This is a genomic window from Streptomonospora sp. PA3 (genome assembly GCF_009728995.1).
Taxonomy (GTDB): Bacteria; Actinomycetota; Actinomycetes; order Streptosporangiales; family Streptosporangiaceae; genus Streptomonospora.
Map to the genome: position 1 here is coordinate 359,243 of NZ_VTZW01000015.1, position 11,306 is coordinate 370,548.

Below are 11,306 nucleotides of genomic sequence, written 5' to 3' on the forward strand. Positions count from 1 at the left end.
GCGCACGGGGCGCCCTTCGCACCGGAGGCCCGCCACGGGTGGTGCGGCTCCACCTGGCAGGTACCGCGTGCGCTCGGCGGCAAGCTGTGATCACGCTTCGCGATCCACACCCATTGCCGCAACCTCGGTGGTGGCCCTCTCCACGGGGTTCCCGGAGGCTCCTCACTGCGAGGAAGCGAACGATCTACAGCTCACCCGCGGACAGGCCGCGAAGGAACGCACACCACTCGGCGGCGGGGAACTCGAGGTGGCCGAGGTGGCGGTGCCGGGTGTCGCGGACCGCGGCGCCGAGAGGGGTGTCGGCGACTTCGACGCAGTTGTTGGTCTTGCTGTAGGCGGACTTGCGAAAGATGAGGGGTTCGGGGTCGGTGGAGGCCATTATGACTCTCTAGACAGGAGGTTCTTCAAGTACGCGAGCGATCGTGGCGGTTTCATCGCCGCCACCTGGACATGCAGGAAAAGCTTGCGATAGCGCTCGATCTCTCCGGGCTGCTCCAGGTAGATCCCGTCTGTGTCTGTTTCCAGATACACGATCGGTGAATTCGCATCGTCGAAATCGAGGATGACGAACGGGCCGCCGAGTCCGGCGTGCAACCCGGCATCCAGCGGCAACACCTGGATCGTGACGGAGTTGCCCGGGTCCTCGGCGATGTCCACGAGGTGCTGCACCTGCTCGCGCAGCATCTCGCCCTCACCCAGCCGACGAATGGCGTGCTCGTCGATTACAGCCCAGTAATCCGGCGCATCCTTCCCAGTCAGGATCTCCTGCCGCTTCAAGCGCCCGTCTATGACGCGCTGGACATCCTCTGCATCGTAGATCAGCGTCGCTTCAGTCGTCGCCCGCATGTAGGAGGGCGTCTGGAGCAGGCCGGGGATAAGGGCGACCTCGTATGTCCCGATCTTGCGAGCAGCAGCCTCAAAGCCTGGAAATCGGCCGGTGAAAACGTCGTCGTATCGAGTCCACCATCCGCTCTCCCGAGCTTGTCGGGCGAGGTCGAGAACCGCTTCGCGCTCGCGCAGGCTTTCGAGCCCGTAGAGGTCCAGCAACGCCTTCACGTCGGTCACGAGGGGCTTCTTGCGTCGCCCGGTTTCGATATGTCCAAGTCGCGCCCGAGACCATTCCAACGCATCGGCGGCTTGCTCCACCGTCATGCCGGCAGCCAGGCGCAGGCGCCGCAGCTCGTTCGAGAGCTGCCGCCTCTTGATCGTTGGACTGTCGGGCATCATCGGTCCCTCCCCGTGAGCTGGATCAGCTTACCCATGCGACCCCTTAGCTGACATTTCACCCTCTACTTATCCGACACTACTTCCTTACCGATACAGACTCTAAGTTGAAAACGTAGCGGCTACACTCCATGCTGATCCTATAGCGATTCGACGGCCGGGCCGCCCTGCCCAGCCCTACCCCATGGGGGTTCCCTTGCCGTACCTGCTACTGAGTGTCGCTCTCCTGCTCCCCCGAGTGTTCCTCGCTCCCGGTCGCACGCGTGCCGCGCGGGTGCGGGCCTACGCGCCGCAGCCCGTGCCTGCGCGCGCCCCCGCGCCCGCCGACCATGCCGCCTTCTGCGAGGTCGCCGAAGCCCACGCGCACGCCTGGCCCGAGATCCGGCGCCTTCCCGGCCCGCTGTACGTGGCCGCCGACCGGCCCAGCGGGGTCCAGATCGCCTCGACCGACCTCGGCGCCTTCGCCGCCGCGCTGGACGCCTACCCCCGCCGCCGCAGCGGCGCCGTCCGCCCCTACGTGTTCGCCGCGCACCCGCCAGCAGAGGCCCCGCGGTGACCACCGAGGGGTCTCCCGAGGACCCCGGCTTCCCCGAGGCCACCGACCATCCCGGCGACCACTACCCCTACACGTTCGCCGACGTCACGCCGACCGCCTGGACCCAGGTCTGCGACCGCTGCGGCCACCGCACGCGCATCGAAACCGCCCCCGCCGCACCACGCAACCGCCGCCGCCCCGCTCCGCCCGCGCCGCTGCCCTACCGCGAGTACTTCACGATCGGGTTTCAGACATGACCGCACGCACGACCGCACTGCCCGCACTCTCCGCGCTGCCGCCCGCGGCCCGCGCGCACCTGCGCCGTCTCAAAGCCGGTTTCCCAGCCGCGACCTGCTGGTACGGCACCCACACCGGCACCTGGTGGGCGATGCTGCCCGGCCTCCCGCGCCTGATCGAGGCGGCCACCCCGGCGGCTCTCGCCGAGGCCCTCGCCGCCCGCGCGCCCGCCCCGCCCGACCTGCTCGCGCCCGCTCCGCCCCAAGCCCGCCCGCGCCGACGGCTGCCGCCGAGCCAGCCGGGCCACCCCGGCCCGCCGCGATCGATCCCGGCGGTCATCCCCCGGCCGCAACGGCGGCAGCCGCGTGGCCGGCTCCCAGGCCCTCTGCCCGTGCGTTGATCCGCCCGGCCTCGATGCGGACCGAGACCTCGGTGGCGTCGCTGATGCCCGAGACGCCCGCGGCGGCGGCCACGGCTCCCGCCTCGTCGCAGACCAGGCGGAGGCGCGGCCACGCCGCCGCAGGCACGGAGCTGCGCAGCAGCCCGGTGATCTCGGCGACGGCCATCCGGGCCAGCGGTCCCAGCTCGGCGGGGGCGCCGGAGACGACGACGGCGGTGACCTCGGCGCCGGCGGGAGCCGCGCGCAGCGCGTCTTCGATGCGGGCGAGCCGGTGCAGCCCGAGGACGGAGACGACGCCGTCGGCGGCGAGCGGCGCCGGGATGCCGCGCAGCTCGTCCACCGCGCGCGGCGGTCGCCACGCCTCGTCGGCGGGCCGGGCCTGCGGCGCGATCTGCGGGGCGCTCCACCGGTCGTCCAGGTCCAGCCCGGCGAGCCGCTCGCAGGCGCTCACCACGTTGAACGGCTCCAGGAACCCCGGCGCCGCCGCGGCCATCCGGCTGGCGCCGTGCAGCGTCGTCAGGGCCGTCTCGGCCAACCGCACCCGCCGCTCATCCCCCGCAGCGGCCGGGCTCAGCTGCTCCAGGCCCATGCCGAGCAGGATCGCCTGCAGGCGCACGAGCTGTGCATAGGGCAGGCGCGTCCGCTCCTCGGCGAGGATCTCCGGCATCGCCTCCGCGCCGATCCGCGCCGCAGGGGTGCCGGCCTCGGTCGCCAGCGGCAGCCGCGCCACCCAGGCGCGGGCGAACGCGGCCAGGGCCTCGCGGACGGTGAGCGCGGGCTCCGCGGGCTCGGGGCCGGACGCCTCGCGCGCGAGCTGCGCCAGCACGGCGAAGTACAGCGCGCGCTTGCCGGGGAAGTTGGAGTAGACCGCACCGCGGGTCAGCTCGGCGCGCTCGGCGATGCCGTCGATCTTGGCGTCGCGGAACCCCCGCTCGGCGAACTCCTCCCGCGCGGCGGCCAGCACCCTGGCCCGGTTGCGCTCCTGCGCCTCCGCTCTGGTGAGCCGAGCCAATCGTCCTCCCCCTTCGGCCCGCGGCCTTCTCCGCGCGGGGCGACTAAGATACTGTCGCCATTCAGATGATGCGATCATCTGTTTTCAGCATCCGAGTTTCGGGGCGCGACTGCCCGCACCCCGCCGGCCGCGCCCGCCCCCTTCCGCCCTCCCCGCCTCACCTGGAGAACCGATGAACGGTGTCACTCTGAACGCGAACGGCGTCAGCGAGATCGACCTGTCCTGCACGGATGTGATCGGCGCCCCCTTCGCCGCCTACGGCCTGGCGCGCGAGCACGGGCCGCTGGCGCGGCTCGCGGTCCCCGGCATGGCGCCGATGTGGGCGGTGCTGCGCCACGGCGACGCCCGCGCGATGCTCACCGACCCGCGCTTCGCCCTGACCGCCGACACCTTCGCCATGCGCCCCGACGTATCGGAGGAGTACCGCCCCTACCTGCGGAACATGGGCGAGATGGAGGGCACCGAGCACCTGCGGCTGCGCCGCCTGGTCGCTCCCGCGTTCACTCCCCGGCGGGCCGCCGCGTTCCGGCCCCGCATCGAAAGCGTCGTCACCGGCCTGCTGGAGCGGCTGCCCGAGCACGCCGAAGGCGGCACGGTCGATCTCGCCGCGCACTTCGCGCGCCCGCTCCCGATCGAGGTGATCTGCGAACTCCTCGACATCCCCGCTGCGGACCGCCCTCGGTGGCGCGAATACGGGGGCCTGATCGCGACCGGGGCGGGCGCGGGGTTCGCCGAGGCCGTACCCGCGATCATCGACACCGCCAAGGCGGCCGTCGCCGCCCGCCGCGCCGACCCCGGAGACGACCTGGTCTCCGACCTCCTCCGCGCCCAGGCCGAGGACGGCGACGACGGTGACCGCCTCAGCGACACCGAGCTGGTCTCCCTGGTCTGGAACATCGTGCTGGCCGGGCAGACGCCCGCCAACCTCATCGCCAACGCGGTCGCCGAACTGCTGGCCCGACCCGACCAGCTCGCGGCGCTGCGCCGCGACCCCGCGCTGATGCCCGGCGCGGTCGAGGAGCTGATGCGCTGGTGCGGACACCAACTCCTGTCGATGCCCCGGTTCGCCCGCGAGGACGCGGAGATCGCAGGGACGGCCATCGGCACGGGCGAGCCGGTCACCGCCGCGATCGCCGCGGCCAACCGAGACCCCCGGGCCTTCGCGGCCCCGGACATCCTGGACGTCACCGCGGACGCGGCCGGGCAGCTCGGCTTCGGCCACGGCCCGCACTTCTGCCTCGGGGCCTCCCTCGCCCGCGTCCAGACGCAGGCCGCCCTTGAGGCGCTGCTGCGGCGCCACCCCGATCTCGCGCTCGCGGTCGCCCCAGAGGCGCTGGACCGCGCGCCCGACCCCGGCACCTGGCGGCTGCGCTCGCTGCCGGTGGTGCTGTGAGGCCGGGCGGTCCGGTCGCGGCGGCCGGCGCGGCGCCGTGACCGCACCGACCGCGCGCGGCTACATCCCGGCCTGCGCCTGCTCCTCCTGCCCGCCTTCCGGATCCTCCGGGAAGATCGGCCCGGGCTCGGACGAGGCGGTCTCCTCCGGCCCCGGCGGCGGCACCGGCGGATCGGTCGGCGCCGAGGTCTCCGGCGGAGGCGGAGGCGCAGGCGTGGTCGGTTCCTCCGGCCGGACCGGCGGGGTGGACGGCTGGACCGGCTCGGTCTGCTCCGGTGCCGGCGGCGGATCCGGCGCGAGGTCGTGCACCTCTCCGCCGAAGCTGGGCTCGGGGAACTGCTTGACCTCCTTGCCCTGCATGGCCTGGGTCATGAAGTTGTCCCAGATGGCCGCCGGCAGCGTACCGCCGGAGAGCTGCCCCCACCCCGGCACGGAGAACGGCTGGTTGTTGCCGTTGTAGACCCCGACCGCCGTGGCGAGCTGCGGCGTGTACCCGGCGAACCAGGCGGCGACGCTGCCGTCGGTCGTCCCGGTCTTGCCCGCCACCGGGCGGCCGTCGGGCAGCGCCGCGGAGGTTCCGGTGCCGCCCTGGACGACCTGCTGGAGGGCGTAGCTGACGTTGGCGGCCGTCTCCGAGCTCAGCGCCTGGGTGGTCTTGGGCTCGGGCCGCTCGTTCTCGCCCTCCTTGTTGACGATCTCGCGGATGACGTGGGTCTCGACGTGTTTGCCGCCGTTGGCGAAGGTCGCGAACCCGGTGGCCTGGTCGACCGGGCGCACGTTCGTCACACCCAGCGCGATGGCCGGCACCACCTGGTTGTCCTTGATCATGCGCTTGGGGATGCCCGCCTCGTATGCCGTCTTGCGGACGTTCTCGGGCCCGACCTCCTGCGCGAGCTGTACATATCCGGTGTTCAGCGACATCCGGGTCGCCTCGACCAGCGTGGTGGGGCCGTGGCTGGTGTGGTCGTAGTTGTTGATCGTGGCCCCGTTCACTTGGATCGGGGAGTTGCCGTTGACCGTGCTGTGCAGGCTGTAGCCCTGCTCCAGCGCGGTCGCCAGCACGTAGGGCTTGAACGCCGAACCGGCCTGGGCCGAGCCGTTGAACGCGCTGTCGTACTGGTTCTCCAGGTAGTTCTCACCGCCGTAGAAGCCCACGACCTCGCCGGTGTTGGGGTCGACGGCGGTCAGGCCGGCCTGGACGCCCTCCGGGAGCGATCCGACGTCGACCGTGTCCTCGACCGCGCGCTTAGCCATCTCCATGGTCTGCTGGTCGAAGGTCGTCACGACCTTGTAGCCGCCGCGGTTGATGTTGTCTTCGCTGTAGCCGAGGTCCTTCAGCTCCTTCATGGCCTGCTGGAGCATGTAGCCCTTGTAGCCGCTGAGGTCGACGCTGTTGGCGGGCCGGTGCTTCTTCGGCTCGGGGAACTCCATCTTGTCGGCCTCGGCCTGGGTGATGGCCCCCGTCTCGACCATCCCGTCGACCACGTACTGCCAGCGGCCCTCCATCTCCGGCGTCGTGTGGCTGTCGGCCTGGCCGTAGATGCTCGGCTGCTGGATCGCCGCCGCGAGGAACGCCGACTCCGCCGCGGTGAGCTCGCCGACGTCCTTGTGGTAGTAGGCCTGCGCGGCCGACTGGATGCCGTAGGCGTTGCGCCCGAAGTAGATGGTGTTCAGGTACTGCTCCATCACCCACTGCTTGTCCATGTCCGGAGACTGATCGACCTTGAGGGCGATGATGATCTCCTTGAGCTTGCGGGTGACGGTCTGCTCCCGGCTGACGCCCTCGAAGTAGTTGCGGACGAACTGCTGGGTGATGGTGGAACCGCCCTGCACCTGCTGCCCGGTCACCGTGAACCAGACGGCGCGGAACGTGCCGGTGATCGACACGCCGGGCGAGTCCCAGTAGCCCCGGTCCTCGGCGGAGATGACCGCCTCCTGGACCTGCTCGGGGATCTGCTCGTAGTCGACGGGCTCGCGGTCCACGCCGCGCTCGGCGAACTGCGTCTTGCCGTCGGCGTAGTAGAAGGTGGAGCCCTGGTTGGTGGCCTCCTCCTTGGCGACGTCGGGAACCTCGATCACCGCGTAGGCGATGCCGAAGCCGCCGAGCATGAGGACCGCGCAGGCGGCCAGCGCGATGAGGGACGCGCGGGTGGCGCGCCACCACAGCGGCTTGTTGGGCTTGGGCTTGCCGCCGCCGGGCGGAGTGGGGCCGCCGCCGCGCCCGGGCGGACGCGTGGGCCCCGCGGGGCCGGAGGAGCCGGGGGGACCGGCCGGGCCCGAGGCGCCGGACGCACCCGAGCCGTGGGCGGACGGCGGTCCGGCGGCAGGCGGCGGGGTGCCGGCCGCTGCCCCGCCTGCGGCGGCCGCCGAGGATGCGGCGACCGCGCCGGACGCACCGGAGGCACCGGACGCGCGTGTTTCGGGCGGGTGCCAGCCGGGGCGGCGGCGCGTTTCGGCACCGCTGCCCGTCTCCGCGGGAGCCGACGGCGTTTTCGGCTCCGGGCTCTCGGGCGGCTCGGCGGACGCCGCCGCGGCCGCCCCGGCGCCGGCGGCGGAGCGGCCCGGCGTGCCGGTCGCCGCGGCCCGGTCGGCGCCGGCGGGGGCGTCCGGAGTACGGTACGGGGACGTCCGCTCGGAGCTCCCGGGCTCGTCGCCGCGCACGGAAGCGTCCTCGCCGGACTCGCGCGCCTGACCGTCGACGGGGGCCGCGGACTCCGCGAGCGCGGGCGAAGCGGGTGCGGCAGGCGGAGTGGGGGCAGCGGCAGCGGGGGAGCCGGCCGTGGGGGACGGTTGGTCCGGAGTCTGGCTGCGCGGAGCGTCGTCGGAGGGCGCGGGGCCGGGGACGGCGGAATGCTCGGCAGGGGTGGCCTGCGTGTCGGAGGCAGGGGCGCTGTCGGCGCCCGCACTCCGCGCCGAGGGCGGAGAGGGGATCGTCTGGTCGGGATCCGCTGCGGACTCGGGCGACGGCTGGTCGGCGGCATCCGCCTTGTCCGCGGACTCGGGTCGTGAGGAGACGCGGGGCGTGAACCAGGACCGCGGCTCGTCGGCGAGGGTCTCCGCGGATGCCGCGCCGTCCTCATCGGCGGGATCGGCGGGCTCGTCCTGCTTCGCAGTACCGTCGAAGGCGCCGACGGCGGCTGCGGACGCGGCCCCGGCGTCCGTGCGCGGGCGGGCCCCGGTCTCGACTTCGGTCGGGGGAGCGTCGCCGGCGTCGGTCCTAGCGGATCCGGCCTGCGGAGTTTCCGTCGGAGCGGACTCCTCGCCCGCGGGGGAGGCGGCCGGTGACGGCGCAGTCGGGTCGCCCGACGATTCCGCGGATGCGGAAGCCCTGCGGTCGGCGGCGGCCGGACCGCCGGGGCGGGAGTCGTCGGCCTTCGCGGGCTCCTCGGTCTGCTCGGACGCCGCGGCCGGGCCTTCACCCGCACCGGCGGCAGGTGTGGCGGCGCCGGCGGCCTCCGCATCGGCGGGCCGGTCCTCGTCGGCGGGCCTCGCGGCAGCGGGGGGCTTGTCAGAGGCGCCGGACCCGGTTCCGGCCTGCGCGTCCGGGACTGTCTTGGGGGAGTCGGACGGACCCCAGGTGCCGTCCTCCCTCAGGTTGAACCCCTGCTCCGCGAGTGTGCGCGCGACCTGGTCCCGGAAGAAGCTGCCGCTGTCCTTGAAGGCGCTGGCACCGGCGGCGGAGGGAGACGCGGCTTCTCCGTCCTCGCCGTCGTCGGCACCGCCCTTGTCCTCGGGCCCACCAGCGGGATCGGGTGGACCGGCTTCACCGCCGACAGCGGGGGCGGCAGAGGGCGCCGCCTCGCCTTCGGGCTTCTCGGACTTGTCGGCGGCAGGCTGCCGGCTCTCCCGCCGCTCCTCCTCCTGCGGATTCTCCCGGGAGTCGTCGTCACGCTCGTTCATCATTGCAGCACCATCGGGTCGGTTCACGCGATCGTCGGTCTTCTCGCCGGGACCGCGACCGGAGCCACTCCCCCAGCGCACTGCATCCCCCGCAGCACGACCATCATCAGGCGTCTCAGCGTCATGGCGCGGCGTGACATCGCCGTCACCGTCAGTGCGATCACTCAGTTGGTGGCCCCCTGGCACTCTCGACTCGCCCCCGTTGCATCCCTATGTAGGACGCGAAACCGGGCAAATCGGTTCAGCACAATCTTGCAGCGTAGGCAGGTTCGGCCCAGCGGGGGACGTGCCGGAACCCGCTCAACACGATACCCGCACTGATCACCGGGGCCATCACGGGAATCCTGCGGTCGAGCCAACAGTTTAGTTTCGGTCCCGCAGAACTCCCGTCGCGGACGAGCGGCCGGCACCACCAGCCCAGGGAGTGCTCAGCTCGGACTCAGCTCCTGTTAAGCCCCTCGGGCCGGGCGGATCTCGCGGCCAAGAATCATCGATCATCGATCGACGTCATGATCCTTAGAATGCCGCCAAATCGAATCAAGGCATAAAAAAAGGGGGCGGGCCCGCCGAAACGGACCCACCCCCACAAAGAAAATTGCGGCGGCAACCTACTCTCCCACCCCCACCATGGAGGCAGTACCATCGGCGCAAAGAGACTTAACGACCGGGTTCGGAATGGGACCGGGTGTCACCCTCCCGCTATCACCACCGCAACACTCAACCCCGCCCACAACACCCCGAAAGGCCCCGCAGGCGGAAAAACCTGTGGACACAACCAGCCACCCAGGAAAAACCCGGGCAACCGGTCGACACATGTGCGCGAACACCCAGCATCCGTGGCGGACAAGCCCTCGGCCTATTAGTACCGGTCAGCTCCACCCCTCACAAGGCTTCCACACCCGGCCTATCAACCCAGTCATCACCTGGCAGCCTTACCCCCACCACAGGGCAGGAGACCTCATCTCGAAGCAAGCTTCCCACTTAGATGCTTTCAGCGGTTATCTCTCCCGAACGTAGCCAACCAGCCATGCCCCAGCGGATAGGGACCGAACTGTCTCACGACGTTCTAAACCCAGCTCGCGTGCCGCTTTAATGGGCGAACAGCCCAACCCTTGGGACCAACTCCAGCCCCAGGATGCGACGAGCCGACATCGAGGTGCCAAACCATCCCGTCGATACGGACTCTTGGGGAAGATCAGCCTGTTATCCCCGGGGTACCTTTTAGCCGTTGAGCGACGCCGCTTCCACACGCCGGCGCCGGATCACTAGTCCCTGCTTTCGCACCTGCTCGACACGTCCGTCTCACAGTCAAGCTCCCTTGTGCACTTACACTCACCACCTGATTGCCAACCAGGCCGAGGGAACCTTTGGGCGCCTCCGTTACCCTTTAGGAGGCAACCGCCCCAGTTAAACTACCCACCAGACACTGTCCCCGAACCGGATCACGGCCCAAGGTTAGATGCCCGAAACAGCCAGAGTGGTATTTCACCAACGCCTCCACCACCACTAGCGTGGCAGCTTCACCGGCTCCCACCTATCCTACACAAACCATCCCAAACACCAATGTCAAGCTATAGTGAAGGTCCCGGGGTCTTTCCGTCCTGCTGCGCGAAACGAGCATCTTTACTCGTACTGCAATTTCACCGGGCCCGCGGTTGAGACAGCGGGGAAGTCGTTACGCCATTCGTGCAGGTCGGAACTTACCCGACAAGGAATTTCGCTACCTTAGGATGGTTATAGTTACCACCGCCGTTTACTGGCGCTTAGATTCCCAGCGGCACAGGCACAAAAGCCTGCTGACCGGTCCTCTTAACGTTCCAGCACCGGGCAGGCGTCAGTCCGTATACAGCGTCTTACGACTTCGCACGGACCTGTGTTTTTAATAAACAGTCGCTTCCCCCTGGTATCTGCGACCCCACCCAGCTCACAGGGAAAACCTGATCACCGGACAGGGCTCCCCTTCTCCCGAAGTTACGGGGACAATTTGCCGAGTTCCTTAACCACGGATCACCCGAACGCCTCGGTATACTCTACCTGACCACCTGCGTCGGTTTCGGGTACTGGCCGCACACGCACTCGCTAGAGGCTTTTCTCGACAGCACGGGATCACCCACTTCGCCGAAAACGGCTCGGCATCACGCCTCACCCACATAACAGGGCAGGGATTTACCACCACCCCGGGCTACACGCTTACCCCCGGACAACCACCGCCGGGTAGGGCTACCCCACTGCGTCACCCCATCACTTGCCTACACACCCCTCGGGTCCCAGACCAGGCCACCCGCACCGCCCGAAAGCGGCACAAGCACCCGGCATGGTCAGCATCAGGGCTATCAGCATGGGCGCACGCGCACGGGTACGGGAATATCAACCCGTTGCCCATCGACTACGCCTGTCGGCCTCGCCTTAGGTCCAGACTCACCCTGGGCGGATCAACCTGCCCCAGGAACCCTTAGTCAATCGGCGCCGGAGTTTCCCACTCCGGTATCGCTACTCATGCCTGCATTCTCACTCGCACACCCTCCACCACAAGGTCACCCCGCAGCTTCACCGGATGCACGACGCTCCCCTACCAACCGACACACAACGTGCCGGCCCCACAGCT

The 11,306-nt window shown here is 70.2% G+C and carries 7 protein-coding genes and 2 rRNA genes; 3 read left to right on the forward strand and 6 right to left on the reverse strand.

Annotated elements, in window-relative coordinates:
* Positions 1–184: 184 nt before the first annotated feature.
* Both FZ103_RS16485 and FZ103_RS16490 read right to left on the reverse strand, forming a co-directional pair.
* Positions 185–379 (reverse strand): DUF397 domain-containing protein, encoded by a 195-nt coding sequence (locus FZ103_RS16485; RefSeq protein WP_156002352.1) that lies wholly within the window; start codon positions 377–379, stop codon positions 185–187.
* On the reverse strand, positions 379–1,224 hold the full coding sequence (locus FZ103_RS16490; protein ID WP_156002421.1) for a helix-turn-helix transcriptional regulator: 846 nt from the start codon (positions 1,222–1,224) through the stop codon (positions 379–381). The genes FZ103_RS16485 and FZ103_RS16490 overlap by 1 nt, the downstream gene beginning before the upstream one ends.
* Positions 1,225–1,408: 184 nt before the next feature.
* Here FZ103_RS16490 and FZ103_RS16495 point away from each other — a divergent pair, with 184 nt between their 5' ends.
* Together FZ103_RS16495 and FZ103_RS16500 are read left to right on the forward strand one after the other, a co-directional pair.
* Entirely contained in the window at positions 1,409–1,780 is a 372-nt protein-coding gene (locus FZ103_RS16495; protein ID WP_186356400.1) for a hypothetical protein, read from the forward strand.
* Positions 1,777–2,016, forward strand: a complete 240-nt coding sequence (locus FZ103_RS16500; RefSeq protein WP_156002354.1) for a hypothetical protein — start codon at positions 1,777–1,779, stop codon at positions 2,014–2,016. The genes FZ103_RS16495 and FZ103_RS16500 overlap by 4 nt, the downstream gene beginning before the upstream one ends.
* A gap of 315 nt (positions 2,017–2,331) precedes the next feature.
* Here FZ103_RS16500 and FZ103_RS16505 read toward each other — a convergent pair whose 3' ends face one another.
* Positions 2,332–3,408, reverse strand: a complete 1,077-nt coding sequence (locus tag FZ103_RS16505) for a TetR/AcrR family transcriptional regulator (protein WP_156002355.1) — start codon at positions 3,406–3,408, stop codon at positions 2,332–2,334.
* 172 nt (positions 3,409–3,580) lie between these two features.
* Between FZ103_RS16505 and FZ103_RS16510 the strand changes: the two genes are divergently transcribed.
* Positions 3,581–4,801 carry a cytochrome P450 gene (locus FZ103_RS16510; protein WP_156002356.1) on the forward strand — a complete coding sequence of 407 codons (1,221 nt, stop codon included), beginning with the start codon at positions 3,581–3,583 and terminating at the stop codon, positions 4,799–4,801.
* A gap of 60 nt (positions 4,802–4,861) precedes the next feature.
* Here the strand turns inward: FZ103_RS16510 and FZ103_RS25895 are convergent, their stop codons facing one another.
* The 3 genes from FZ103_RS25895 to FZ103_RS16525 form a co-directional block, all read right to left on the reverse strand.
* Positions 4,862–8,704, reverse strand: coding sequence for a transglycosylase domain-containing protein (locus FZ103_RS25895; RefSeq protein ID WP_275548871.1), 3,843 nt, complete (start codon positions 8,702–8,704; stop codon positions 4,862–4,864).
* Between the two features lie 592 nt (positions 8,705–9,296).
* Positions 9,297–9,414, reverse strand: a 5S ribosomal RNA gene (gene rrf / locus FZ103_RS16520).
* A gap of 126 nt (positions 9,415–9,540) precedes the next feature.
* Positions 9,541–11,306 (reverse strand): 23S ribosomal RNA (locus FZ103_RS16525); the annotation flags it as partial.

Excerpts from the sequence above, each read along its gene's own strand:
- FZ103_RS16510 (WP_156002356.1), top strand. The coding sequence starts at position 3,581 with ATGAACGGTGTCACTCTGAACGCGAACGGCGTCAGCGAGATCGACCTG.
- FZ103_RS25895 (WP_275548871.1), bottom strand. The coding sequence starts at position 8,704 with ATGATGAACGAGCGTGACGACGACTCCCGGGAGAATCCGCAGGAGGAG.
- FZ103_RS16495 (WP_186356400.1), top strand. The coding sequence starts at position 1,409 with ATGGGGGTTCCCTTGCCGTACCTGCTACTGAGTGTCGCTCTCCTGCTC.
- FZ103_RS16485 (WP_156002352.1), bottom strand. The coding sequence starts at position 379 with ATGGCCTCCACCGACCCCGAACCCCTCATCTTTCGCAAGTCCGCCTAC.
- FZ103_RS16490 (WP_156002421.1), bottom strand. The coding sequence starts at position 1,224 with ATGCCCGACAGTCCAACGATCAAGAGGCGGCAGCTCTCGAACGAGCTG.